25 protein-coding genes are annotated in these 25,935 nt (G+C 67.9%); 4 read left to right on the top strand and 21 right to left on the bottom strand.

All coding sequences use genetic code 11. The features are described 5' to 3' along the window. Positions 1–113: 113 nt before the first annotated feature. The 9 genes from ACFO5K_RS08520 to clpB form a co-directional block, all read right to left on the bottom strand. Positions 114–806, bottom strand: a complete 693-nt coding sequence (locus ACFO5K_RS08520; RefSeq protein WP_378558474.1) for a TrmH family RNA methyltransferase — start codon at positions 804–806, stop codon at positions 114–116. 42 nt (positions 807–848) lie between these two features. Then, on the bottom strand, positions 849–1,145 hold the full coding sequence (locus ACFO5K_RS08515) for a DUF4190 domain-containing protein (protein ID WP_378558471.1): 297 nt from the start codon (positions 1,143–1,145) through the stop codon (positions 849–851). An 85-nt stretch (positions 1,146–1,230) separates the two neighbouring features. Further along, complete coding sequence (locus tag ACFO5K_RS08510) at positions 1,231–1,914, bottom strand: lysoplasmalogenase family protein (protein WP_378558468.1); 684 nt, start codon at positions 1,912–1,914, stop codon at positions 1,231–1,233. A gap of 1 nt (position 1,915) precedes the next feature. Further along, positions 1,916–2,974, bottom strand: coding sequence for a beta-ketoacyl-ACP synthase 3 (locus tag ACFO5K_RS08505; RefSeq protein WP_378558465.1), 1,059 nt, complete (start codon positions 2,972–2,974; stop codon positions 1,916–1,918). Between the two features lie 68 nt (positions 2,975–3,042). Then, positions 3,043–3,606, bottom strand: coding sequence for an orotate phosphoribosyltransferase (gene pyrE / locus ACFO5K_RS08500; RefSeq protein WP_378558462.1), 564 nt, complete (start codon positions 3,604–3,606; stop codon positions 3,043–3,045). 78 nt (positions 3,607–3,684) lie between these two features. Then, complete coding sequence (locus ACFO5K_RS08495; protein ID WP_378558459.1) at positions 3,685–4,491, bottom strand: SDR family NAD(P)-dependent oxidoreductase; 807 nt, start codon at positions 4,489–4,491, stop codon at positions 3,685–3,687. A gap of 54 nt (positions 4,492–4,545) precedes the next feature. Next, positions 4,546–5,670 (bottom strand): hypothetical protein, encoded by a 1,125-nt coding sequence (locus ACFO5K_RS08490; RefSeq protein ID WP_378558456.1) that lies wholly within the window; start codon positions 5,668–5,670, stop codon positions 4,546–4,548. Between the two features lie 77 nt (positions 5,671–5,747). Continuing rightward, positions 5,748–6,512 (bottom strand): DUF5666 domain-containing protein, encoded by a 765-nt coding sequence (locus tag ACFO5K_RS08485; RefSeq protein WP_378558453.1) that lies wholly within the window; start codon positions 6,510–6,512, stop codon positions 5,748–5,750. A gap of 65 nt (positions 6,513–6,577) precedes the next feature. Then, a complete protein-coding gene (gene clpB / locus ACFO5K_RS08480) occupies positions 6,578–9,148 on the bottom strand; it encodes an ATP-dependent chaperone ClpB (protein ID WP_378558450.1) in 2,571 nt (856 codons plus the stop codon). A gap of 210 nt (positions 9,149–9,358) precedes the next feature. Between clpB and ACFO5K_RS08475 the strand changes: the two genes are divergently transcribed. Continuing rightward, positions 9,359–10,348: an NADP-dependent oxidoreductase gene (locus tag ACFO5K_RS08475; protein ID WP_378558447.1), complete on the top strand. Its 990-nt coding sequence runs from the start codon at positions 9,359–9,361 to the stop codon at positions 10,346–10,348. 78 nt (positions 10,349–10,426) lie between these two features. Here ACFO5K_RS08475 and ACFO5K_RS08470 read toward each other — a convergent pair whose 3' ends face one another. The 4 genes from ACFO5K_RS08470 to ACFO5K_RS08455 all read right to left on the bottom strand — a co-directional run bounded on the left by ACFO5K_RS08470 (position 10,427) and on the right by ACFO5K_RS08455 (position 12,988). Next, entirely contained in the window at positions 10,427–10,999 is a 573-nt protein-coding gene (locus ACFO5K_RS08470; protein WP_378558444.1) for a PIN domain-containing protein, read from the bottom strand. 2 nt (positions 11,000–11,001) lie between these two features. Continuing rightward, complete coding sequence (locus ACFO5K_RS08465) at positions 11,002–11,457, bottom strand: helix-turn-helix domain-containing protein (RefSeq protein WP_378558440.1); 456 nt, start codon at positions 11,455–11,457, stop codon at positions 11,002–11,004. An 82-nt stretch (positions 11,458–11,539) separates the two neighbouring features. Further along, a complete protein-coding gene (locus ACFO5K_RS08460) occupies positions 11,540–12,304 on the bottom strand; it encodes an ESX secretion-associated protein EspG (RefSeq protein ID WP_378558437.1) in 765 nt (254 codons plus the stop codon). A gap of 12 nt (positions 12,305–12,316) precedes the next feature. Then, complete coding sequence (locus tag ACFO5K_RS08455; RefSeq protein ID WP_378558434.1) at positions 12,317–12,988, bottom strand: hypothetical protein; 672 nt, start codon at positions 12,986–12,988, stop codon at positions 12,317–12,319. Positions 12,989–13,074: 86 nt separating this feature from the next. On the opposite strand from ACFO5K_RS08455, the gene ACFO5K_RS08450 reads away from it, so the two are divergent. Further along, positions 13,075–13,440: a hypothetical protein gene (locus ACFO5K_RS08450; RefSeq protein WP_378558427.1), complete on the top strand. Its 366-nt coding sequence runs from the start codon at positions 13,075–13,077 to the stop codon at positions 13,438–13,440. A gap of 33 nt (positions 13,441–13,473) precedes the next feature. Here ACFO5K_RS08450 and ACFO5K_RS08445 read toward each other — a convergent pair whose 3' ends face one another. Then, positions 13,474–14,082: a dihydrofolate reductase family protein gene (locus ACFO5K_RS08445; RefSeq protein WP_378558424.1), complete on the bottom strand. Its 609-nt coding sequence runs from the start codon at positions 14,080–14,082 to the stop codon at positions 13,474–13,476. A 289-nt stretch (positions 14,083–14,371) separates the two neighbouring features. Between ACFO5K_RS08445 and ACFO5K_RS08440 the strand changes: the two genes are divergently transcribed. Both ACFO5K_RS08440 and ACFO5K_RS08435 read left to right on the top strand, forming a co-directional pair. Then, positions 14,372–15,532, top strand: a complete 1,161-nt coding sequence (locus ACFO5K_RS08440) for an FAD-binding oxidoreductase (protein WP_378558421.1) — start codon at positions 14,372–14,374, stop codon at positions 15,530–15,532. 28 nt (positions 15,533–15,560) lie between these two features. Beyond that, positions 15,561–16,319: an FAD-binding oxidoreductase gene (locus ACFO5K_RS08435; RefSeq protein WP_378558418.1), complete on the top strand. Its 759-nt coding sequence runs from the start codon at positions 15,561–15,563 to the stop codon at positions 16,317–16,319. Between the two features lie 85 nt (positions 16,320–16,404). Here ACFO5K_RS08435 and ACFO5K_RS08430 read toward each other — a convergent pair whose 3' ends face one another. The 7 genes from ACFO5K_RS08430 to ACFO5K_RS08400 form a co-directional block, all read right to left on the bottom strand. Next, a complete protein-coding gene (locus ACFO5K_RS08430) occupies positions 16,405–17,574 on the bottom strand; it encodes a globin domain-containing protein (RefSeq protein ID WP_378558415.1) in 1,170 nt (389 codons plus the stop codon). A gap of 435 nt (positions 17,575–18,009) precedes the next feature. Then, complete coding sequence (locus tag ACFO5K_RS08425) at positions 18,010–18,444, bottom strand: heat shock protein transcriptional repressor HspR (RefSeq protein ID WP_378558412.1); 435 nt, start codon at positions 18,442–18,444, stop codon at positions 18,010–18,012. A gap of 44 nt (positions 18,445–18,488) precedes the next feature. After that, positions 18,489–19,673 carry a molecular chaperone DnaJ gene (gene dnaJ, locus ACFO5K_RS08420; RefSeq protein ID WP_378558409.1) on the bottom strand — a complete coding sequence of 395 codons (1,185 nt, stop codon included), beginning with the start codon at positions 19,671–19,673 and terminating at the stop codon, positions 18,489–18,491. A gap of 99 nt (positions 19,674–19,772) precedes the next feature. Next, complete coding sequence (gene grpE, locus ACFO5K_RS08415; protein WP_378558406.1) at positions 19,773–20,348, bottom strand: nucleotide exchange factor GrpE; 576 nt, start codon at positions 20,346–20,348, stop codon at positions 19,773–19,775. Next, positions 20,345–22,210: a molecular chaperone DnaK gene (gene dnaK, locus ACFO5K_RS08410; protein WP_378558403.1), complete on the bottom strand. Its 1,866-nt coding sequence runs from the start codon at positions 22,208–22,210 to the stop codon at positions 20,345–20,347. The genes grpE and dnaK overlap by 4 nt, the downstream gene beginning before the upstream one ends. Before the next feature lie 270 nt (positions 22,211–22,480). Then, entirely contained in the window at positions 22,481–23,986 is a 1,506-nt protein-coding gene (locus ACFO5K_RS08405) for a dynamin family protein (RefSeq protein WP_378558400.1), read from the bottom strand. 64 nt (positions 23,987–24,050) lie between these two features. Beyond that, a complete protein-coding gene (locus ACFO5K_RS08400) occupies positions 24,051–25,934 on the bottom strand; it encodes a dynamin family protein (RefSeq protein ID WP_378558396.1) in 1,884 nt (627 codons plus the stop codon). Between the last annotated feature and the right edge of the window lies 1 nt (position 25,935).

Below are 25,935 nucleotides of genomic sequence, written 5' to 3'. Positions count from 1 at the left end.
CGGACCACAGCGCCGAATCCGGCCCGGATCCTGCGCGATCAGTGGACTGTGGACGCCGGCCGCTGCGCGAGGTCATGAGCCCATTATGTGACGCGCGCATCGATTGTGTGGGCTCAGGGCCCCGCTGTGGTACTCGGCCAGGCCAGCGCGAGGTCGGCGTGTTGGCGAACCCAGGTGTGCATCGCGATGCCCGCGGCGACACCGGCGTTGATGCTGCGAGTGGAACCGAATTGGGCGATCGACACGGTGAGGGCGGCAGCGTGCTTGGCGTCCTCGCTCACCCCGGGTCCTTCCTGCCCGAAAAGCAGCAGGCAGTCGCGCGGCAGCTGCACGGTTTCCAGGGGGACGGCGCCGGGGACATTGTCGACCGCCACCACGGTGAGCCCCTCGCGGGTGGCGAATTCCCGCAGTTCGGCCAGGTCACTGTGGTGCATCAGGTGCTGGTAGCGGTCGGTCACCATGGCGCCGCGCCGATTCCACCGCCGCCGCCCCACGATGTGCACCGCCGCGGCGGCGAAGGCGTTGGCGGTGCGCACGACCGTGCCGATATTGGCGTCATGGCCGAAGTTCTCGATGGCCACGTGGAAGGGGAAACGGCGCGCGTCGATGTCGGCGACGATCGCTTCCCTGGTCCAGTAGCGGTAAGCGTCGACCACATTGCGCCGATCACCCTCGGCCAGCAGCACCGGGTCGTAGCGCTCATCGGCCGGGGCGGGGGTGCCGTATTCCTGCTCCCACGGGCCGAGTCCGTGCGGATGCTCGCCCCACTCGGTCGGACCGGCGACCTCCACCTCTGACTCACTCACCCGGAGAATGCTAGGCGCACCGCGCGGCGTGCGAGCGCTCGACTATCCCGCCAGCGCCACCAGCACGCCGAAGAGCCCGAGCAGCACCATCATCCCCAGCACCGCCGAGCCGACGATGCCCATGATGTAACCGGCGTAGACCTGGGAGCGACCACCGATCGTGCCACCGGCGGCATCGATCTCGGTGAGCGCCTGACGACCCTTCACCCACGCGAACGGCGCGCACAAACCGCACAGCGCCAGGCCCAGCACGCCGAGCACCAGCACCAGGGTCGACTGCGGGTGATCCGGCGGACGGAAGTAACCGAGGTAGCCCTGCGGCGGTGGTGGCACGCTCATGCGCGCAAGCCTAACCGGGCGCGGACCACCCGGTCGACACTCGATCGACCCCGACGCGGTGCGGTGGCAGCGCCGGGATCGCTGATCACGATCGCGTCGGCGGCGCAGTGAGCAGGTACTGAGCCGCGGCGTAGGTGGCGAGGATGGCACCCTCGCTCAGACGACGGGTGCGATCGTCGCGGGCGAAGAGGCGGCGCAGCACGATCAGCCCGTCCGAAACGGTGAACAGCAGGGCGCCCAGGCCGTACCGGCTGCGCGGGTCACCGTTCGGAATGTTGAGCCCCGCGACGTTCTTCGCCTCGGGCGCGAGTCCGGGATCAGAGGCGAGGGCGGCGGCCGTGCCCAGGGTCGCGCCGTAGGCGGTCAGCGGGACCGCCAGCGCCGGGGCCTTGGCACGCAACAGTCCGGCCGCACCAGCCCAGGCGAACACGCGCGGTGCCACGATCTGGGCCCGCGGGCGGGCACCGCGACGCCACCACAGCAGCGAATACCCCGTCTGCATCACCGCGAACGACGACGCGCCCGCGACCAGGCGCCGGTCGTCATCGGGGTCGATCAGCAACACATCGCCCACCGTCGCCGCGGCCAGTGAACCGAGCAGCAGCCGGCGGTCGACCGGGTCGAGTTCGGCCCCGCCGGTCACGGTGTCGGCCGCCAGCAGCGGCATCAGCAGCGGCTTGGCCACCCACTGCAAACGTTCCCGACCGGTGACGGCACCGAAAATGGTGACCGCCGCCGCCACGAGATAACCCGCACGCAGCGCTCGCATGTCAGAAGCTCGGTTCCTTCGGCGCGGGCGGCAGGGTGACGACCTGCCCCGCGTAGCTCAGCCCGGCGCCGAAGCCGAGCAGCAGCGCGAGCTGACCGCCCTTGGCCTTACCGGTCACCAGCATCTCCTCCATCGCCAACGGGATCGACGCGGCCGAGGTGTTGCCGGTGTTCTCGATGTCGTTGGCCATCGGGATGCCCTCGGCCAGGCCGAGATTCTTCTTCATCAACTCGTTGATGCGGGCGTTGGCCTGGTGCGGGATGAACACCTCGATGTCCTCCTTGGCCACCCCGGAGGCGTCCAGCGCCGCCGACAGCGCGCGCGGCAGCGTGACCGCGGCCCACCGGAAGACCTTCGGGCCCTCCATGTGCAGCGACATCCGGCCGACGGGCTCCACCGCGGGGTCGGTGCCCTGCATGGCCTGCGCCTTGTTCATGTACTCGAGGAAGTCGACGTCCTGGGCGATGGCTTCGGCGTTCTCGCCGTCGCTGCCCCACACCGTCGGCGAGATGCCGTTCTCCTCGGTCGGGCCGACCACCACCGCGCCCGCACCGTCACCGAAGATCATCGCGGTGCCGCGGTCGGTGGGGTCCAGGCCCACGGTCATCGTCTCGGCGCCGATCACCAGCACGTACTCGGCCGAACCGGCGCGGATCAGGTCGGCGGCCACGCCCAGGCCGTATCCGAAACCACCGCACCCGGAGGTGAGGTCGAACGCGGCGACGCCGTTGAGGCCCAGGTCGAAGGCCACCGACGGCGCGCCGTGCGGGGTGAGCTTGAGCCAGCTCGAGGTGCACAGGAGCACCGCGCCGATCTTGGCGCGATCGACTGGGGTGTTGTTCAGCGCCCGCTCACCGGCGGCCGCGGCGATCGAACGGATGGTCTCCTCGCCACTGATCCAGCGCCGGTTGTGGATACCGGTGCGCTCGAAGATCCAGTCGGGAGTCGAGTCGAGTACCTCGCACACCTCGGCATTGCTGACGATGCGCTGCGGACGGTAGGCACCGATCCCGAGCATCGCAACGTTGTCGCGCCCCTTGTTAACTGCAATGCTCACCACTGGTGACTCACACGTCCTTCAAACTTACGGACGACCACGTCGTCATCCGAGCTATGTCGTTGATCAGGCTAACTCAGGGCAAGGTCGTCGAGTCCGAGGATGGATCGATATTCGAGCCCCTCGTCGGCGATCACCTGGTCAGCCCCGGTTTCGCGGTCGACAACGGTGGCCACGCCCACCACGATCGCCCCGGCGTCGCGCAGCGCGCGCACCGCGGTGAGCGGCGAGTTGCCGGTGGTGGTGGTGTCCTCGACGACCAGCACTCGTTTGCCGACCACGTTGGGTCCCTCGATCTGGCGCTGCATGCCGTGCGCCTTGGCCGCCTTACGGACGACGAAGGCGTCGATCGGGCGGCCCGGCGCGTGCATCACGGCCATCGCGACCGGATCCGCGCCCATGGTGAGTCCGCCGACGGCGGCGAAGTCCCAGTCGGCGACCAGTTCGCGCAGCAGCGAGCCGATCAGCGGGGCGGCCTGGTGGTGCAATGTCGCGCGGCGCAGGTCGACGTAGTAGTCGGCCTCCTTGCCCGAGGACAACGTCACCTTGCCGTGCACGACCGCGAGCTCGCGCACGAGCGCGGCCAGCCGGTCGCGATCGGCCTCGGTGAGCGCCTGACGTGCCTGGTCGATCATGCAGCTTTCCTTTCGGTCATGAGCGTGGACCCTGCGTGATTACGCTACGCTGTCGCGCCCGGGTCGCTCGCTCATGCCCTAGGTCCTGCCGCGTGCGTTGAACAGCCCGCGATTGAGGCGGGCCACCAGGGTGCGCGGGACGAAACCGGCCACCGCGGTGAGCACCTTGTACTGCACGCCGGGCACGCTGATCACCCGGCCCGCGTCCAGGTCCCGCAGGCTGCCGTCGACGACCTGGTCCACGTCGAGCCAGAGCTGTTTCGGCAGCGAACTCATCTCGATGCCCGCGCGCTCGTGGAACTCGGTGTGCACGAATCCGGGGCACAGCGCCTGGATCCGCACTCCGGTGCCGAGCAACCCACCGGCCAGCCCCTCGGTGAACGACACCACGTACGACTTGGACGCGGAGTAGGTGGAGCCGCGCCCGGGAATCAGCCCCGCCACACTGGCCACGTTCACGATCGACCCGGAGGCCGCGGCGATCATCGAGGGCAGCGCGGCCCTGGTGAGCTGTAGGACCGCGGTGACGTTCACGTCGAGCTGGGCTTGCAGTTCGGCGGGCGCCAGGGTCCAGAACTCGCCCGAATGCGCGAAACCGGCGTTGTTGACCAGGAATTCGAGACCACTGGCGGCGCGGTCCGCGACGCGGGCGCGGTCGTCGTCGACGGACAGATCAGCGACGAGCACCTCCGCGGATGTGGCGTAGCGGCGGGCCAGTTCGTCGGCGAGGGCACGCAGTCGCTGCTCGTCGCGGGCGACGAGCACCAGGTCGTAGCCCAGGGCGGCGAGGCGGTGGGCGAACCCGCGGCCGATGCCGGAGGTGGGTCCGGTGATCATGGCGACGGGGCGGTGCGCGCCGGGCAGGCGGGCGGGACTATCGGTCATGGCTGGTCGATTCCGGTCGACGGGGCGATGCCGCGACGAGCTGCGGCACCGGGATCACTTCGGTACGGGGCCCTGGTACGGGCGGAAGCCGGGGTGGAACGGTCCGCCGGGGCGGTTCGATTCGTCCTCGTCGTCCTCGGTGCGCGGGCGCGGCGGTTCCATGCGCGGGCGCGGCTCGGGGACCACGGCCAGCGAGGGGCGCTTCGGCGGGTCGCCGAGCGGGCGGCGGCCGGGTGCGGGCTGGTCCTCGAAATCGGGGTCGTCGAGGTCGGGGTCGAAATCGGGGTCGGCGGCGAGGCCGGGTTTGCGGCCGATCGGCGCGCGCTGCTCGCGGTCGTCGGACTCGCGGGGCACCGGGCGGGTGCCGAAGATCGGTTCGGCCGCGCGGCCGTAGTGGTCGTCGAGGTCGAGATCGTCGTCGGGGCCGGGGAAGCGGGCGCGGCCACGGTCCTCGACATCGGCGGCGGGCAGGCGGCCCGGCTCGGGACGCTCGTCCTCGTCGTACTCGTCGCGGAAGCCATCGGACTCCGACAACTCCGCATCAGCATTCGAACGGGGGCGGGAGTATTCGCTGGGCTCGGCCACCGGTGGCAGCACATGCAACAGGCCCGACAGGCGCAGTACCGCGTCGATCGCGGCCTCGCACTCCTTGGACCCACTGCCCACCGGCAGCATGCCCAGGGTCCAGTTGCCCTCACTCCACAGCATCTGCACGGTGTCGCTGAGCGATTCGATGAACCCGACCATCCGCTGATCGACCGCGTGGCGCGCGATCTCGGGGTCGGTGGCGAACACCACCCGGTCACCGATGGCGCCCAGCAGTTCCAGATCGTGGTCCTTGGGCGGCGCGGCGGTCTTGAGCCGCATGTCGACGTCGATCTCGGAACCGATCTGGCGGCGCACCGCCACCAGCGTCGCCGCGTCTTCCAGGTCGAAGAGCACGAACTTCTCGCCCTTGCGGATACCGGAGACCACGTCGACCGCCGAGAGGTAGCCGAGCTTGGCGAGCGCGCCACGGCGCCACGTCGAGGCGAGCGCGGGCTCCACCGAGACGTAGGTATAGCCCTGGGACTTCGCCCACACCTGGCGGGCGTGCCCGGTGCGCTGTCGCTGGACCCGATCGAAATACAGCAGTACGACCGCACCCACGAGTGCGATCGCCGCTAACCCGAACCACATAGCCGTCATCGTCGCCTAGCCTATCCAGCCGTCGTCGCGATTGCCCGGTAGCACCGGGGATTCGCCGCGCGGGTCGCTCATCGGGGGCCGCCCGGCAACGCCGTACTGATGATGATCTCGGCGTGGATCGACCCGTCTGGGTTCTTGTCGCCCTGCACCATAACCATGTCGCCCACCGGAAGTTCGCTCGCCTTCGTGCTGGTCAGCGAGATCACCTGGGTGGCATCGTCGATCAGCACCCGCACCGAGGACCCGCCGAGCGTGTTCAGGGTGATCTCGGTGCCGGTGTTGGCGGTGATGCTGCCCATCGTGGCGCCGAGATCCTCGCTGCCGCCCGGACCGGGCAGGCCGGGCAGGCCGCTCGCGCTCGGTGGCACCATCGGCACGGTCTGCTTGCTGCTGGTGGGCGGCAACAGCGAGCGGCTGGTCGTCGCCCCGGCCGCGGTGTCGGCGTCGCCGGAATCGCCGCCGCTCAACACGAGTCCCGCCAGTACGCCGCCGACCGCGATCAGCGCCAGCACACCGAGTCCGAGCGCGAGCCACAGCCCGGTGTGGCGCTGCGGTGGCTCCGGCTGCCCGCCGCCCGGTGGGCCCGGCGGCGGTGCTCCCGGATAGTTCGGTGGTGGTGGCTGATGGGCGGGCTGTGCTACGGGATAACCACTTTCGTAGGGACCCCATTGCGCGTCGTGCGGCGGCAACGCCCGGGTGGGATTCGACGGTTGCCCCCACTCGTCGAAACCACCACCGCCGTACGGCGTGGTCGATTCCGAGCCCGACGAACCGAGCCGTTCGGTCGGCGAATCCTCCGGGCGTTGCCCCCACGGATCGTTCGGGTTCGTCATGGCCTCCAGCGTAGGACAGCCCGGTGCATTGAGAGGTCCCTACGCACCGGGCTGTGGACAAATCATCAGCTGTGGACAACTTCGCGTCCGACCACCAACTTGTCGGCCGCGTCGTCGACGCTCACGTATACGGTGTCGCCGTCGACGATCTCGCCCGAGAGCAGTTCCTTGGCCAAGCTGTCGCCGATCGCCTGCTGAATCAGCCTGCGCAACGGTCGCGCGCCGTAGGCCGGGTCGTAGCCGCGCACGGCCAGCCACCGCTTGGCCTCGGTGGTGACGTCGAGGGTGAGCCTGCGCTGGGACAGCCGCTTCTGCAGCTGCCGCAGGTTGATGTCGACGATCGATTCCAGCTGCTCGGCGTCGAGCGCCTGGAACATCACCACGTCGTCGAGCCGGTTGAGGAACTCCGGCTTGAACGCCCGCCGCACCGCCTCCATCACCTGATCACGGTCGCCACCGGCCCCGAGATTGGAGGTGAGGATGAGGATGGTGTTGCGGAAGTCGACGGTGCGACCCTGACTGTCGGTCAGCCTGCCCTCGTCGAGCACCTGGAGCAGGATGTCGAACACATCCGGATGCGCCTTCTCGATCTCGTCGAACAGCACCACCGAATAGGGACGCCGGCGCACCGCCTCGGTGAGCTGACCACCCTGGTCGTAGCCCACGTAACCGGGGGGCGCACCGACCAGACGAGCCACCGAATGCTTCTCGCTGTACTCGCTCATGTCGATGCGCACCATGGCGCGTTCGTCGGCGAAGAGGAACTCCGCCAGCGACTTCGCGAGCTCGGTCTTACCGACACCGGTCGGCCCCACGAACATGAACGACCCCGTCGGACGATTCGGGTCGGCCACCCCGGCCCGGGCGCGGCGCACCGCGTCGGACACCGCCTGCACCGCCTGCTCCTGGCCGACGACCCGGCCGGCGACCTCGGTCTCCATCCGCAGCAGCTTCGCCGTCTCACCCTCGAGCATGCGACCGACCGGAACGCCGGTCCACGACGACACCACGTCGGCGATGTCGTCGGGGGTGACCTCTTCGTTCAGCATCACCTCGCCGCTGGCGGCCGCGCCACTGGCTTCCTCGGCCGCGGCCAGGTCCTTCTCCAGTGCCGGGATGCGCCCGTACCGCAGCTCGGCGGCCTTGCCCAGGTCACCGTCGCGTTCGGCGCGTTCGGATTCGCCGCGCAGCCGCTCGAGTTCCTCCTTGAGCCCGCGCACCGAATCGATCGCGTTCTTCTCGTTCTGCCAGCGCGTGGTGAGCTGGCCGAGCTTCTCGCGGTCGTCGGCCAGTTCCTGGCGCAGCTTCTCCAGCCGCTGCTTGGACCCGGCGTCGGTCTCCTTGGCCAGGGCCACCTCTTCGATCTCGAGGCGGCGCACCGCGCGTTCGACCTCGTCGATCTCCACGGGTCGTGAGTCGATCTCCATGCGCAGCCGCGATGCCGACTCGTCGATCAGGTCGATCGCCTTGTCGGGCAGGAAACGCGAGGTGATGTAGCGATCCGACAGCGTCGCCGCAGCCACCAGCGCCGAATCGGTGATCCGCACGCCGTGGTGCACCTCGTAGCGTTCCTTGATGCCACGCAGGATGCCGATGGTGTCGGGGACCGAGGGTTCCCCGACCAGCACCTGCTGGAAACGCCGCTCCAGCGCCGCGTCCTTCTCGATGTACTTGCGGTATTCGTCGAGGGTGGTGGCACCGACCAGGCGCAGCTCACCGCGCGCCAGCAGCGGCTTGATCATGTTGCCGGCGTCCATCGCCGAATCACCGGTGCCGCCGGCGCCGACGATGGTGTGCAACTCGTCGATGAAGGTGATGATCTCGCCTGCGCTGTTCTTGATGTCGTCGAGCACGGCCTTGAGCCGCTCCTCGAACTCACCGCGATACTTGGCGCCGGCCACCATCGCACCCAGGTCGAGCGCGATGACCTTCTTGTTGCGCAACGATTCCGGCACGTCGCCTTCGATGATGCGCCGCGCCAGACCTTCGACGATGGCGGTCTTGCCGACGCCGGGTTCACCGATGAGCACCGGGTTGTTCTTGGTGCGCCTGCTCAGCACCTGCACCACGCGGCGAATCTCGGTGTCGCGCCCGATCACCGGGTCGAGTTTGCCCGCGCGCGCGGCTTCGGTGAGGTCGGTGGAGTACTTCTCCAGCGCCTGGTAGCTGGCTTCGGGATCGGGGTTGGTGACGCGGGCGCTGCCACGCACCGTGGCGAACGCGTCGCGCAGTGCCTCCGGCGTGGCGCCGTGCTTGCGCAGCAGCACGGCCACCTCGGAATCTCCGTCGGCGAGCCCGACCAGCAGATTCTCGGTGGAGACGTACTCGTCGCCGAGTTCGGTGGCCAGTCGCTGCGCCGCGGTGATCGCGCCCAGGGCCTCACGGCCGAGCTGCGGTGTGGTGGTCGCGCCGGTCGCGCGCGGCAGCTTGTCGGCGATCTCGCCCGCTTCGCGTTCGACCGTCGCCGGATCGACGCCGATGGCTTTGAGCAGCGGTGCCGCGATGCCGTCGGTCTGATCCAGCAACGCCACCAGCAAGTGTGCCGGACGGATCTCCGGATTGCCTGCCGCCGAGGCGGCTTGAAGCGCGGCCGTCAGCGCCGCTTGGGTCTTGGTGGTGGGATTGAACGAGTCCACGAATCTCCTTGGGTGTGTCCGGTATCGACTAGTTCAACGCTGGCAAAGTTGAGTCTGTTCCGCTCAACTTGAAATTTTTTCGACCAGACTCCGAAGCCATGCTCACGCTACGCCGCGACACCACCGAAGACGACCAATCACCGCATGTCGGACGGCCATCCGCCTAGGATTGCGGTGCCCGGCTCACCCCCGATGCGAGGAGTTTCCGCCATGCGCGCGATCGTGGTTCAGAAGTTCGGCGCCACCCCAGAACTCGCCGATGTGCCGGTGCCCGCACCGGGCCCCGGCGAAGTCCAGGTAGCCCTGGAGGCGGCGGGCGTGAACCCGTTCGACTTGAAGATGGCCGACGGTCTACTGGAGGGCAAGATGCCCACCGACTTCCCGATGATCCTCGGGGTCGACGGCGCGGGCACGGTGTCGGCACTCGGGTCCGGCGTCACCCGCTTCGCCGTCGGCGACAAGGTGGTCGGCAAATTCCTCACCGCGCCCGCCGGCCACGGCAGCTGGGCCCAGTACGCCACCGTCCCCGAGGACGCGACGCTCGTACCCATCCCCGACGGCGTCACTTCCGTGGCCGCGGCGGCGCTGCCGATCGCCGGGGTCACCGCACAGGACCTCGTCGAAGCCGCGCACATCCAACCCGACCAGACCGTGCTGATCGTCGGCGCCACCGGCGGTGTCGGTTCCTTCCTCATCCAACTGGCCAACATGGCGGGCGGGCACGTGATCGCCACCGCCCGCGCCGATGCCACCGACCAGGTCGCCCGCCTGGGCGCCACCGAAACCGTCGACTACACCCAGGTCCGCCCCGCCGACCCCACCGACGCCTCCCACGACCCGGCCACCTACCGCGACTCCGGCATCGCCGACGCCGTCCGCTTCACGCACCCCGACGGCATCGACGTCCTGTTCGACTTGATCAGCAACCCCGCCGATTTCGCCGTCCACGCCACCCTGGTCCGCCGCGGCGGCCACGCCTACTCCACCACCTGGGCCGCCGACGAACGCGCCCTCCAGGAGCACGACATCACCGGCGGCAACTTCGAATCCAAGGGTCGCGGCCCGGAATTGAGCCGGCTGCTGGCCCGGGTCGCCTCGGGAGACGTGGTGGTTCCGGTGCAGATGACAGTGCCACTGGAAGCGGCTCCCGCAGTGCTCGGGGCGGGGAGCGCCCGGGGGAAAACGGTACTGGCCATCTGATCCACGCCACAGCGACCGATCTCGCAGCTCCCACGTCTCGGTGGCTGCCACGGCCTACTCGACGCGGCCGACCCGCGGTCACCGGTCATGCCCACCGTCGACCGGTTCGCAACGCCGACACGGATGCGACCAAGCCTGCGTTCTCCAGCGCGTCGAGGACATCCTCGACGGACTCCGGTGGATTACGCCGCGAATCTGCGATCTGCTGAACACAGGCCCACACGATCCGGTCATCGAGGGCGATTTGGTCCAGCAGAATTCATCGGGGCTTTTCGCCTCCATGTTCCAGTCGGCCAACGTGTCGGCGGGAAAGTCGCGAAGGTTCGCCGTGACGATCACCTGTGCACCGACCTTCACGGCGGCCGCGAGGACGTGACGATCATCGAGATCCGGCAACTTCAAACCCTCGATCAAGGGCTCGAAACCGGACACCAGGCAGTCGGGGACGGCGACAATCATCAACTCACGTAGCCGGTACAACTTCGCGGGGCCGATGTCCGGACGCTTCGCAGCCAGATTGGACGTCATTTCGTCGAGGATGACGTCGGTCCACTTGGCCTGCACCAGTCCAGTCCGCGCTAGGCGAATCATCATGTCGCGCAGTGTGTTCCCGTAAAGCACGTTCGCGTCGTACAGCACGGTGAAGGCCATGGTCAGATGCCGAGTTCCTGCCCGAGGTCGGAGAGTTCGTCTGCCGCGGCGCGACTCAGGGAAGCGCTGCGGCGCTGATATTCCTTGAGGTCGTCATAGCGAATGCGGCGGTGAGTCCCCACCAGACGGAAGGGGATCTCGCCAGATTCCAACAGTCCTACGACGAACGGTCGCGAGACATTGAGCAGATCTGCTACCTGTTGAGTTGTCAACTCGGCATGTGAGGGCACGATCGAGACCCCCTGGCCCTCCGCTGCCTGAGCAAGGACGAACGCGACCATGTTCACGACCGAGCGGGGCAGGATCAGCGCATTCTCCGCGCCGGTCTCGCCGGCGACACGAATGATCTGATCAGTGGGATGACTCGTCAGATAGTCACGGACGCGGCGCAACGCCCGATCCGCGACCTCGGTATCGATTTCTCCGGGTTCAATCCGCTTCGCCTGGCTTCCAGTCATGACTACCCACCTCCTACCAAACGAATTATACGCAACATTCGAAGTAAACGAAACGCTTGGGCTTGTGTCGACGTCTGAAGCTTCAGACGCCGGTGCGGGCCTTGGCTGCTGTGGTGGCGAGCATGGTGGCCAGGGTGGTCCGGACCCGGGCGGCGGTGGTGGGTTTGGCGGTGAAGGTGGTTTCGCCGTAGAAGACGTAGCGGCCGTCGCCGGGGATGTCGTGGAGCTGGAAGTCGTCGCGTGCCTCGGTGTGGCGGTTGTCGGCGCTGAAATGGGCGTAGACACCGATGTGGGTGAGGGTGTCGGTGGGTTCGGCCAGGAAGGCTTCGAGCTGTTCCCTGGGGGTGGGTTTCCAGGGGTCACGAACGTGGGGCCGGGGCGCGGCGAGTTCGGCTGCGGTGACCCGGATTTCCCGGCCCTTACCCGGCGGGACCCGCGGCAGGGTGGACAGGACGGCGGCGGCGAGGGATTCCGGGCGCAGCAGGTGGATGGTGATGTCGCCGGCGTTGCGCGCCGCGCCGTCACCCTGGATCGCCAGCGCGGCGTAGCGGTTTCGGACGCCGCCGTACGCACGGATCGTGCGCGCGCCACCGGAGGTGCCCGCGACCTCCACGCGGGCGTGCGGGGCCAGCAGGGCGGCCACGGCGTGGTCGAGGTTGCTGTCGAACTGGGCTTGCAGTGATTCGGCGGCTTTGCGTCTCATCCGCAGGGTTTCCGAACGCAGGTCGGTGGTGTGGCGGTGGTGCAGCGGATACGGGAGCACATCACGCCCGGTCGCCTCCCACAGTGTGCGGAACTCGAGCGCGGTCAGACACCAGCTGTGCACGGGATTACGGTTGTCCTGCATAACGATTCGTTCCTAGACCCCACCGATGGCGGGTGGCGCAGTTCCCTGGTCGGCGGCCAACGGGATCACGGGAACGTTCACATCGGAGTCGTGCACGACCCGGGCGTAGACGTTGTGGAGCACCCGCACGGCTTCGGTTTTCGCATCGGCCGCGGTGACCTCGTCGTCGCGCCAGTCACGACCGGCGAGCAGAGCGTCACCGCCGCGATGCTCGGGTGGGTGCGGCACCAGATTCTTCGTCGACTCGAGGCCGGTACGCAGTTCGGCCAGCTTGTGCGCGGTGAGAGCCGTTGCCGCGGTGACCTTCGCGCCGGTGGCGAGGTAGCCCGCGACGGTCCGGCCGGCTGCGGTCGCCGCGGCGCCGGACCAGACATCGGCGGCGGTGCCCTTCGCGATCTGCTTGCTGAATTCGTCGAGCGAAGTGGCGTTGCGGTCGGCGATCTCCTGCCAGGCGTCGACGAGCCCGCGCACCGTGTCCAGGTTGATCCGGTCCACCTTCTGGCGCAGCGTGGCGAGGCTGTGCACATCGAATTCGTCGGTGTCCAGGACAGCTTTCGGGTGGTGGTCGCCGTCGAAGCCCGGGCTCGCGGCGGTGGCTCCGGGATCGTCGGTCATGTCCTTGCCCGCGACCAGATCGCTGATGGTGCGCTTCCATGTGGTGAACTCGATGCCGATTGAATTCATCCCGCCCTTCCCCACGGACACCGCTGTGACCTGGGACGCTAGCACGGCAAACGGCGTCTGGGCCTGGCCGCGTAAATTGGGCCACTATGAGCGATGTTCGACTTTCGGCACCTTTCGACGGGCGTGACTCCGAGGGCAAACCCGTGGTGAACCGCCCACCGATGGACCCGCACATCATGGACCGGGTACTGGCCTACCTCGAGCACGCACCGGTGATTCTGAGCGTCCGCAGCTACGACGCCGACGACTTCAACCCGTCCGATCGGGATGTGCCGTTGAACTTCCACACCGACGGGGTCTTCGTCTGGCCGGGCGCGGTGGGGCACTACCTGCGCAAGTACGGGTTGCCGCCGGAGGCCGCGCTGGTGCAGCACATCGTGAGCAAGGGATTCGAAGTCGGGGAGGTCGACGAAGAAGTTCAGCAGCTGGCCGTGCACAAGGTCATCGGCTGAACGAACTCCCGCGACGCGACGTCAGCTCGGGTGCTAGCGGTAACCGGTGGGGCTCCCCGTCTCCGGGAGACCGTCGAGACGACGCAGCCGCAGGAGCACCACCCCCGCGGGGAAGGCCTTCGGGGGTTCGGCCCGCGCGAAACGGGTCGGTGCCGCGCCATCGGGGAAGAGCTTTTTGCCCTGGCCGAGCACGACCGGGTAGACCCACAGATTCAGCTGGTCGACCAGGCCCGCACCGAACAGGGTCTGGAGCAGGTTCGCACTGCCCCAGGTGTGGATCTGCTCGTGCCGCTCGCGCAGTTCACGTACCTGCGCGGCGGCGTCGGTGAGCTGAGTGCTGGTCTCCCAGGACAATTCGGGATTACCGCGCGAGGCCACGTATTTGGGAACCCGGTTGAAAGCCCGGCCGACCGGGTCGGTCTGGGCCGGCCAGAAACCGCGGAAGATGTCGTAGGTGGTGTGGCCGAGCAGGAGCGCGTCGGAGGACTCGATGTCGGCGACGACCTGTTCGTCGGATTCCGGGTCGGCGAACGGCCATTCCCATCCGGGGAATTCGAATCCCCGGTCCTGCTCGGTCGGGCCGCCGTTGGCTTGGATCACGCCGTCGAGCGTGGCGTGCATGTTGGCGTGCAATTCACCCATCTTCTCGCCCCATTTCGTTGTGACCAGCAGTTCCCGTAGAGAACCAGCCTAATATCGCCGGGGCGGTCCCGGGTCGATCTCGACCGGCACCCGGTAACCGGAGATCACCGATGCGTATCGATGACGGTGACCGCTCGCCGACGGACGCCGCAGGTCATACGATCCGTCCGGCGAACGCGACCGTGATGAGCATCCCTGCACCGAGCCGGTGATTTCGGGGGATACTGATGGTGGCCTCGTCACAGGGCGGGCCACATTGCGGCAATTCGAGGAAAGGGAGCTTGACGACGTGGATGCGCGATCGCTTGCGCTGGTCCGCGCCGATTTCCGGGGGGTGTCGGAGGCACCGGGCGGCCCCGAGCGGCTGGTCAGCGCTTTCTACGGTCATCTGTTCGCCCAGAACCCCCGGCTGCGGGAGTTGTTCCCGCCCGCCATGGACATGATGCCCAAACGGATCGTGACCGCGGTGCAGTTCGTGCTGGAGAACATGGAGGACTTCGAGCGCGCGCAACGGTTCCTCGAGCAACTGGCCCGCGACCACCGCAAGTACGGGGTCGAAGCCGATCATTACGACATGGCCGGACGCGCGCTGCTGGCCGCGCTGCGCACCTATCACGGCAACCGCTGGACCAGGGAACTCGACGAGGGCTGGCGCGACATCACCCTGCTGATCTCGGCGTCGATGGCGATCGGCGCGAACGAGGACAAGTCGCAGCCGTACTGGGACGCGACCGTGGTGGGTCACCGCCGGGTGCTCGACGACCTGGCGATCGTGCGGTTGCAGGCCGACGGGCCGATCCCGTTCAAAGCGGGTCAGTACGTGCCGGTGGCGGTGCCGCAACGGCCCAATATGTGGCGCTATTTCTCGCCCGCCATTCCCGCCAACCCCTATGGCGAGATCGAATTCCATGTGCGGCGGGTCAGTGGCGGCTGGGTGAGCCCGGCGATCGTCAACGACACCGAAGTGGGTGACCGGTGGAAGATCGCCGGTCCGCTCGGCGGCTTGCAGGTGGACCGGGAATCCGGTCGCGATGTGCTGATGATCGGCTCGGGCACCGGGATCGCGCCGTTGCGCGCGCAACTGATCGAAATGAGTCAGCGCGGGATCAATCCGCGGGTGCACTTCTTCATCGGCGGCCACTATCCCGGCGACCTCTACGACGTGAACAACATGTGGCAGCTCTCGCAGTCCAATCCGTGGCTGACCGTGGTCCCGGTCTGTCAGGAACGCGACAATCCCTGGTGGTATTCGGAGACCCCCGCCGATCCGCCACACGGGATGCACCGTCGCCTCGTCGGTAATCTGGGCGCGGTGGTGACCAGCTTCGGTTCGTGGGCCGACTATCAGATCCAGATCGCCGGCTCCGCCAAAATGATCGACGACACCCGCCGCGCCCTGGTCCGGGCCGGCACCCCCAGCGACATCATCGCCGCCGACCCCGTCGGCTGACGACCCGACCCGTTCGCGAAAGAGAGCGATGAGCAACGACTTTCCTGCGCCCGCGTGGACAGCGACCGTTGTCGGCCACCACCGCCTGCGCAACGACCTGGCCGTGATCCGGTTGATCGGTGACTTCGTGCCGTTCGCCGCGGGTGGGTCGGTGGAAGTGGAAGTGCCCCAGCATCCCGGCGTGTGTCGCCGCCTGTCTCCCGCGCTGCCGCCTTCGCTCGACGGCAAACTCGAATTCCATGTGCGCACCGTGCCCGGCGGGTGGTGCTCGAGTTCGATCGTCGGCGACACCAGAGCCGGTGATCAGTGGCGCATCAACGCGCCGCACACGGTTTTCGCCGTCGACCCGGACGCGACCGAGGTGGTGATGATCGCGGGTGGCACCGGTCTCGCGCCGATGCGTGCCCAGATCCTGGATCTGGCCCGCCGGGAAACCCCGCCGCGCACGTATCTGTTCTACGGCGGCCGCAATCCCCGCGACCTCTACGCCTCCGACATGCTGTTCCTGCTCGCGGGTGAATTGCCCTGGCTCACCGTGATCCCCGTGGTCGAGAACCCCGACGATCCCGCGGTCCGCGACGAATGGCACGAACACTCGCGCGTCGACATCGGCTTCCCCGCCGAGGAACTACTGCACGGCACCCTCGCCGAGGTAGCCGCGGCGCACGGCCCGTTCAACCGGCACCAGGTCCTGGTCTGCGGTTCGCCCGCCATGGTCGACACCACAGTCGACCGTCTGATCGAGGGCGGCACTCCCCCATCGAACATCGTCTCCGAAGGGGCCTGACACCCTCAGGATGATCTCGACGCGGCAGTCCGCCGGGCCGGTCGGGCTGGACGAGGTGGCACTGCCGCGACCCGGCCTCGCACGCTCAGAACAGGGGGTCGTGGCGAATGGATTTGGCTTGGGTGCCTGCGGCCATCAAGCGGAACTTGGTGGTTTGGACCATCGAGGGGGAACCGACTATCTGGACGTCCCGGTCGGACCAGGGGCCGTAGCTGGCCACCACTTTGCCGATCTGACCGGTCATCCGGGGTTCGAGGCCGGGCAATTCGGGACGGGGTTCGCCGGAGTCGGCGTACCACCAGGGGTTTTCGTCGCTTTCGGTGACGGGGGTGACGGTGAGCCACTTGTTGACGACGGCGAGCTGGCTCAGGACTTGCAGGTCGTAGAGGTCGCAGGGGTGGTGGCCGCCGACGAACAGGTGGACGTTCGGATTGACGCGGCGCTGGGCCATCGCCATGATCTGAGCACGTAGCGGGGCGACGCCGGTGCCGCAGCCGATCATCAGCATCTTGCGTTTGGTGTTGCGTGGCACGCCGAGCCCACCCAGCGGGGAGCCGAGCATCCACTGGTCGCCGACGGCGGTGTGGGAGACCATGGCCGGGCTCACCCAGCCGCCGAGCACGCTGCGGACGTGGAATTCGATCTCACCGTTGGTGTTGGCCGGGTTGGCCGGGGACAGGTAGCGCCACATCCGGGGCCGGGCGGGTACCTGGACACTGATGTACTGCCCGGCCGCGTACTCCATCGGCTGTTCCAGTTGCACCCGGATGACGGCCAGATTGCGCAGCACTTCACGGCGTTCCACGACGGTGGCCGCCCAGGCCGCGGGCGTGGTTTCCTTGTCGGCGGCGCTGATCATCGCGTTGCTGATGAGCTCGAGTGCCTCGTCCCAGGCGCTGTCGACCTCGTCGGTCCACATCTCGGTGCCCGAGAACTGGCGCATGGCCGACTTCAGTGAGTTGGCGACCGCGACGTAGTGGGCGGGTTGCACACCGTACTTGCGGTGGTCGCGCCCGAGCTGGGCCAGGAAGGGCAGCAGCTGGTCGGGTTCCTCGAGCCGTTCCAGGGCGTAGGAGATGGCGTGGACGAGCCGGTCGCGCTGGGCGTCCATGGCCGCCGGGAAGAAGTCACGAATAGCCGGGTAGTCGGTGAACAGGATCGAGTAGAACGAACTCGACAGCCGTTCGGACCCACCGTCTTCCGCAGCAACCGCCTTGAACGTAGTACGGATCAAAGCGACAGTCCGCGAATCCATATGTGTCACAACCTCGTTTCGCCATCGAACGCTAGCCGCGCCGGCGAGTGACGGGCTGGGAGGACACTCGTCAGCAGCCGATGCGAGAAGTGTAGGCGAGGTTTGCCAGCTTTGGAATCGTACTCTTAAACATCATGCATGTAATTCTTAACAAACCAGGGGGTCCGCTGTAGGACCCGTATGAAACATACCCGCAGACGGCCGATCTAGAGCGAAAATGGCCACACCACTGGCCAATCTTCCTGGCAATTCCGTCATTTGGGCAGGAACGCACCTGGTAGAGCGAACTTTCCGAGACACCGGCAAGATCACGAATAAGTGAGTTGCTGAATAGTCACCAGCTGGTCGCCGGGGGTTGACCGGCACACGAACGGGCCCCCGGTTCGCACCCGCCACAGGCGGATATCGAATCGGGGGCCCGTCGAATCGAGAGCCTCAGCGGCGGTGACGTGGTTGCCACACCACGAGCGCGGTACTGCGCTGGGGCGGTGTCAGGTCGGGCCGGTAGCCCGCCCGCAACCGCTCCAGTTCCGCACTCATCTCCTCCACCCGCTGCTGCAGCGCCTCCACCTGGTTGGTGAGCTCGATGATGCGCTTGATGCCCGCGAGGTTCACGCCCTCGTCCTGCGAGAGCCGCTGCACCTCGCGCAGCAGCTCCACGTCGCGGGCCGAATAGCGGCGCCCGCCACCGGAAGTGCGTTGCGGGGTGACCAAACCCAGCCGGTCGTAGGTACGCAAGGTCTGCGCGTGCATCCCCGCCAGCTGAGCCGCCACCGAGATCATGAAGAACTCGGCACGCGAGGTGGGACCCGAAGCAGAGTTCGGAGTTCGGTTCCGATCCGCGCCGCTTCCGGCGCCCTCAGTGGTCACGCTGCGCTACCTCCTCCGGGCACTGAGCTCGATGCGCGAGGACATCAAGCACCCGCCCATCCTGCCCGCGGTTCGAAACCGCCGGCCTTCTCCGCCTCCTGGTAGCGCTTGAGCGCATCGGTGGCGTCGGAATCCAGCGATTGCGGAACCGCGACCTTCACCGTGACAAGCAGATCACCGGCGCCGCCTGCCGCGCCACGCTTGGGCACACCGCGACCGCGTACCCGCAGGATACGCCCGTCGGCGGTGCCCGGCGGCACCTTCACCCCGACCCGGCCTTCCAGTGTGGGCACCGAAACCGTTGTGCCCAGCACCAATTCGGCGTAGCTCACCGGCAGCACCAGGGTGAGGTCGTCGCCTTGACGGCCGAAGACCTTGTCCTGGCTCACGTGCACGGTGACGAACAGGTCGCCCGATGGCGCACCGCGCAACCCCGCTTCACCCTGACCGGCCAACCGGATCTTCTGCCCATCGCTCACACCCGGCGGGATCCGGACGGTGATCGTGCGCGTGCGGTTCTGGATACCGGTACCCGAGCAGTCGGTGCACGGGTCGTCGATGATCGAACCGGTGCCGCGGCAGTCGTCGCACGGTTCGCTGAACCCGAACGCGCCCTGATTACGGCTCACCACGCCCGCACCGTTGCAGTACGGGCACACCCGCGGGCTGGTACCCGGCTTGGCGCCACTGCCGTGGCAGGTGGTGCACGGCGAAGGGCTGGTCATCCGCAGCGGCACGGTGACGCCCTGGGCGGCCTCACGGAAACCCAGAGTCGTCTCGGTTTCCACATCGGCGCCGCGGCGTGGACGCGTCGTCGCGCGCCCGCCGCCACGGTTGAACAACCCACCGAACAGGTCGCCCAGGCCGCCGTCACCGGCACCGGGACCACCGGCCTGGCCGAAGATGTCACCGATGTTGAAGTCCTGCGAGAACCCGCCACCGGCGCCGGGCTGGAACCCGCCGCCGCCGTAGCCGCCGCGCCCGCCGCCACCGGCGAACAGACGGCGCGTCTCGTCGTACTCCTTGCGCTTGGCCGGATCCGACAGCACCGCGTTGGCTTCGCTGACCGCCTTGAACCGCTCCTCGGCCTTGGTGTCACCCGGATTGGAATCCGGGTGCAGATCGCGGGCGAGCTTGCGATAGGCCTTCTTGATCTCGTCCTGCGAGGCGCCGGAGGAGATACCCAGCTCCTTGTAGAAGTCCTTTTCGATCCACTCCCGTTGGCTCACCGGGCATCTCCTCCTTTCCGTGTAGATTTGCGCCGCTCTCGGGGCCCTGCGTGGTTACGCTCCGCTTGCGTGTCCCAGCCCGTCGTTCGCGGCGCGGACCTACTTCTCGCCGGCGTCGGCATCCGCATCCGATGCCCCGACGGACTCCGCATCGGCCACTCCGACCATCGCGTGCCGAAGCACCCGGTCGCCGAACCGATACCCCTTGCGCATGACCGTGCCGATCACCGGCTCGGAACCGGAACCCTCGTGCTGCACCGCTTCGTGCAGCTGCGGGTCGAACGGGTCACCGATGGCGCCGAATTCGACCAGACCCTGCTTGGTGAGCACGGTCTCGAGCTTGTCGGCCACCGCCCTGAGCGGGCCGTTGTCCAGGTCGCCGTGCGCCCTGGCCCGGTCCAGATCGTCGAGCACCGCGAGCAGTTCGGAGACCACACCGGCCTTGGCGGCGTCGATGTTGGCCTGCCGGTCCCGCTCGACCCGGCGACGGTAGTTCGCGTACTCCGCGGTCAACCGCTGCAGATCGGCGGTGCGCTCGGCCAGCTCGTCGCTCTCCGGTGCTTGCGCTTCGCCTTCGGGAGCCGATTCCGCCGTGGCGGTCTCGGGCTTGTCCGCTTCGGTTTCCGCCACGATGTCGTCGATAAACTCCTGCTCGGAGGAGTTCGGCTCGGTCACTTCTTGTCCGTGTCGACCGGCTCGTCCACGACCTCGGCGTCGACGACCTGGTCGTCATCGGCCTGGTTCGGGCCCGCGCCGTTACCGGACTGGGCATCAGCGGCCGAAGTGGCCTCGTAGATCGCCTGGCCCAGAGCCTGCGACTCGGTGGCCAGCTTCTCCACGGCCGACTTCACCGCGGCGATGTCGGTGCCGTCGAGGGCGGACTTCGCCTCGGCGACCGCGCTCTCCACCTTCGCCAGCTGCTCAGCCGAAACCTGTGCCGGTCCCTCGCTGGCCTTCTGCTCGGAGATGAACTTCTCGGTCTGGTGCACCAGCGACTCGGCCTGGTTGCGGGTCTCGGCCTCCTCGCGGCGGGCCTTGTCCTCCGAGGCGTGCGCCTCGGCGTCCTTGACCATCCGGTCGATCTCCTCCTTGGACAGGCCGGAGCCGTCCTGGATCTTGATCTTGTTCTCCTTGCCGGTGCCCTTGTCCTTCGCGGTGACGTGCACGATGCCGTTGGCATCGATGTCGAAGGTCACCTCGATCTGCGGCACGCCGCGCGGGGCCGGGGGCAGACCGGTCAGCTCGAAGGAGCCGAGCAGCTTGTTGTGCGAGGCGATCTCGCGCTCACCCTGGAACACCTGGATCTGCACCGACGGCTGGTTGTCATCGGCCGTGGTGAAGGTTTCCGAACGCTTGGTCGGAATGGTGGTGTTGCGCTCGATGAGCTTGGTCATCACGCCACCCTTGGTCTCGATACCCAGCGACAGCGGGGTCACATCGAGCAGCAGGACATCCTTGACCTCACCCTTGAGCACACCGGCCTGCAGGGCGGCGCCGACGGCGACGACCTCGTCCGGGTTCACGCCCTTGTTCGGCTCACGACCACCGGTCAGTTCCTTGACCAGGTCGGAGACGGCGGGCATACGGGTGGAGCCACCGACGAGCACGACGTGGTCGATGTCGGCCACGTTGATGCCGGCGTCCTTGATCACGGACTGGAACGGCGCACGGGTGCGGTCGAGCAGGTCCGAGGTGATCTTCTGGAACTCCGAGCGGGTGAGCTGCTCGTCGAGGAACAGCGGGTTCTTGTCCGCGTCGACGGTGATGTAGGGCAGGTTGATCGAGGTGGACTGACCCGAGGACAGTTCGATCTTGGCCTTCTCGGCAGCCTCACGCAGACGCTGCATGGCCATCTTGTCCTTGGTCAGGTCGATGCCCGAGGACGCCTTGAACTTGTCGACCAGCCAGGACACGACGCGCTCGTCCCAGTCGTCGCCACCGAGGTGGTTGTCACCGGAGGTCGCGCGGACCTCGACAACGCCCTCACCGATTTCGAGCAGCGAGACGTCGAAGGTGCCGCCACCGAGGTCGAAGACCAGGATGGTCTGCTCTTTGTCGCCCTTGTCCAGGCCGTACGCCAGCGCGGCCGCGGTGGGCTCGTTGACGATGCGCAGCACGTTCAGACCGGCGATCTGGCCGGCTTCCTTGGTGGCCTGACGCTGGGCGTCTTCGAAGTAGGCCGGCACGGTGATGACCGCGTCGGTGATCTCTTCGCCCAGGTAGGACTCGGCGTCACGCTTGAGCTTCATCAGCGTGCGCGCGGAGATTTCCTGCGGCGTGTACTTCTTGTCATCGATCTCGACGTTCCAGTCGGTGCCGATGTGGCGCTTGACCGAGCGGATGGTGCGGTCGACGTTGGTGACTGCCTGGTTCTTGGCAGGCTGACCGACGAGGACCTCACCGTTCTTCGCGAACGCGACGATCGAGGGAGTGGTGCGCGAGCCTTCCGAGTTCGCGACGACGACCGGCTCACCGCCTTCGAGTACGGCGACGACAGAGTTCGTGGTCCCGAGGTCGATTCCGACCGCACGAGCCATAGTGGGTTCCTCCTGTTTGTTGACGTGAGCCTGCTGCGCTCAATCCTGCCCCCGCGATCCGCGGTGAGTCAACTCGAACTTGAGTCCAGCACGCTCAATGTAGTTGATCAGCACAACCAGCAACTGCGACGATTCATTCCCGCCGCCCGAAAAATTCCCGACCCCGGTCATTCTTGCTACGCCCACGCTCGAGTGCATCCGGCGATGCGACATCGTGATCGTCTGACACGTCACAGTCGCCGCTGGTCAACGGGGTGGACGCCGGTCCGCTCAGCCCGGCAGCCGGTCGAGCACGCCCTCGGCGCTGCGCACCCCGACCAGACAGGCCTCGACGGTCGCCTTGTCGATCAGCGGATGCCTCGACCTGGTGCGCCACTTGCGTACCGCCGCTTCCGCGTGCGCGCGCACAGTGGCCGGATCGTCGTCCACGGCCAGACCCAGCCGCACGTGTGGCGCGACCCCCGAGCCACCGATCAGCCGGAACAGTTCGGTGCGGTCACCGGGCGGCAAGGGCAGGTCGTCGGCGCGCAACCGGCCCAGCAGGCGCAGCTCGGCGAATCCGTGCACGTCGGCGAGCAGGGTGCGCACACGCGGGAGGAGTTCATCGGCGGCGGTACCGGGATTGGCGGTGATCACCCGGTCGAGCGTCGTGAGTGCGGAGTGGGCTTTGAGTTGTTCGGCGCGCTGACCGAACTGCACATCGAGCACCTGGCGGAGTTCTTCGATGCCGCTGCGGGCCGACAGCGCCTCGGCCAGCGCCGCCGCATCACGCACACCGGTGCGGACGAGCTCGGTGGCCATCCGCACCCCGAACATGCCGAAACGGTCAACGAGCTGCGCACGCAGTGACGGCGCCACCGGCAGATCGGTGTCGGGGCGGGCGAAACGGTCGGCCGACAGCAGCGCCAGCTCGAGGGTGTCGGCGGGTAGGGCGGCCAGTGCCGCGAAGGCCGCGAATTCCGGTTGGGTGAGGGTGGCGGCGGCGAACGCGAGCAGGCCCGCCACCGGAATCACGGCCTGGCACAGTCCGGTTCGTTCCAGCTCGGTCGCGAATCTGGCCGCCACCTGGCGCGCCGAATGCAGCGCGTCGATACGGCCGGCGCTGATCTCGTCGGCCCGCGAGACCACCCCCACCACCCCGAGCGGACCTGCCGGACCACCGGCTCCTATCTGTTCGAGAAAATGGACGTCGGTGGCATCGAGGCGGCGCAGCAGGTAGACGACGGCGTCGGCACCGGGAACAGTCAACGCGTCGGCTTCGACCTCGGCCGGAATCAGCAGGCGCATCGTGCGCTCGGAAACCGCACGTGACAACGAGGAGGTACCCGGGGTATCGATGATCGTCGTCTTCGCCAATTCCGCTGTCGGCCAACGGACTTCGAGATGATCGACAGCTCGTTCGCCCGGCGGCTCCCAGCGCAGACCCGACATCTCGAAGCTCAGACCGTGCGCACCCGCCCCGCGCCGCACCGGCACATTCGCCCGGGCGCCGTCGGCGGCGAACGCGGTGACCGCGGGAGTGGCGCCGGTGCGGTACCAGGTGACCACCCGGGTGCATTCGGTCGCGTCGGTCGGCGCGATACTCTGCCCGGCCAGGGCATTGAGCAGCGTCGACTTGCCCGCTTTGATCGAACCGGCCAGCGCCACCCGCAACGGCTGGGCCAGCCGGGCGGCGCAGTCGGCCAGCAACTCGGCCGCCTCCGGGCGCTGCGCCAGTTCCCGTGCGGCACCGGCCACCAACCGCTGCGCCTCGGCCAGGCTGCCTGCCTGATTCACGCGCGCGGATCCGAGCCGGTGTTCACACGGCCACACTACCGGCGGACCCCCGGTTCATCGCGTGTCACGGCACCGGCCGAACCCCCGCCGGCGGCGCCGCATACGAACGCGGCTTACCCGTCGACGCGGTGAGCTCGAGCATCCCGTCGGCATATCGGCGCAACTGCGCCACCCGCACCAACTGGTGTTCGAGTGCGGCGCGCCGGCCGGAACGGTCGGCATCGGCGGAGTTCGCCACCTCCTGCGCGGCACGCAACGACGCATCGATCGAGCGCAGACTGCGTTCGGCCACACCGGTGTAGTGATCGCGCAGGGCGCGATGGATGCGGTGCAGGCGGTCCTTGGTCTCCTTGCCCGCGTGGAAGGCCACATCGTCGACGAAACGACGCACCGCGGTCTTGGCCTCCGCGCGTTTGCGGGCCAGCCGCTGCTGCTTGTCGTCCTTGTAAGCCTTGCCGCCGACCAGCACACCCGCGCCGATCGACAGCGGATTCAGCAACGCCAGACCGGCCAGCGTCGAAGCCAGACCGACCATCAGGACACCACCGTAGGAACCGCGCAAACCGACCAGCACCTTGCTGGTCACACTGAGATCGGGTTCGAGACCGGCCAGAGTGCCCGCGGCCGCGCCCTTGCCTTCGGAATCCATCGCGCGGTCGACATCGGGCAGATCGATGGCGCCGGCCTTACCGAAATGCTCGGCCACCCGTTCGGCCAAGGTCTCGGTGCGGGTGTGCGTCCAGAGCAGGTTGTCGCCCAGGGCGGTATCGACAGTGCCGGTGAGCCATTCGGTGATGGCCTCCCAGTGGCGGCTCGGATCGTGATCATCGATCCAATCCTCGGCGGCGTGAGCCACCGCACGCAGGCGTTCACGCAGGTCGTGGTCGATATCGCTCATCAGGTCGGTGATGCCGTCGGACAAGGTCTGCTGCCAGAAACCGGAGCTGCGGCGCAAATCCTCGGCCGCGGTGCGGGCGGCCTGCAACTCCCTGATCGCGACATCGGACCGGCCCGGATCACGCAACGCCACCAGTTCGCTGCCGAGCACCAACGCCAGATGTTCGGCCGCCGAATGCAGTTCCCGCGCCACCGCGTCACGCGCGGACACCTGGTCGCGGGCCACCACGTGCTCCTTCAGGAACGTGAACAGCGCGCCGAAGCCCGACTCGCGGCCCAGCTCGGCATTGTTGGCGCGCAACGCGTGCGCGCGCAACAGCGACGACACCGGCAGCACCGGCATCCGCAGCTCCGACCCGGCGATATGGGCGCGATCGGCCTCGGCGACCTGACGCCAATGGGGATACATGTCGACCTTGGTGAGCAGCACCGCCACCGTCGGGCACAGTTCACGCACCTGCCGCAAAAACGACAGCTCGGGTGCGGTGAGTTCGGTCGAGGCGTCGGTGAGCAGCAGCACCGCGTCCGCACCGGGCACCATGCCCAGCACGGCCGCCGAATACGCGCTGCTGTGACCGCCCACGCCCGGAGTGTCGACCAGGACGATGCCCTCACCGAGCAGCTGGTTCGGCACCGCCGCCTCGATCCGCGCGATCTGCCTGCCCTGCGCGTACGGGCTGCGGGCATCGATGCCGCCGATCTCGTCGAAGGGCACCTCCACCCGCATCTCGCTCGCACCGGGCGCGGTCAGCACCAGTTCGGCCCGCGGGGTCGCGCCGTACTCGAGCTGCAACGGAACGGTCGTGGTCTGGTCGTCACCGACCCGGCACACGTCCAGGCCCAGCAGCGCGTTGACGAAACGGCTCTTGCCCTGCTCCAACTGACCCGTCACCACGATCCGCCTGCGCGGATCCCGCACCCGTTGCGCGACCGCCTCCAACCGGACGACCAGGTCGTCGCGGTCGGCGGCGCGCGCCGCCTCGATCGTGTCGCCGAGCACCGTCAACAGCGGAGTCGCTGCTGACGGTGCCGTCTTCGCCGGAGATGTCATG

The sequence above is a fragment of the Nocardia halotolerans genome (assembly GCF_042650145.1).
Classification (GTDB): domain Bacteria; phylum Actinomycetota; class Actinomycetes; order Mycobacteriales; family Mycobacteriaceae; genus Nocardia; species Nocardia halotolerans.
This window is presented reverse-complemented; position numbering and strand designations above follow the sequence as displayed.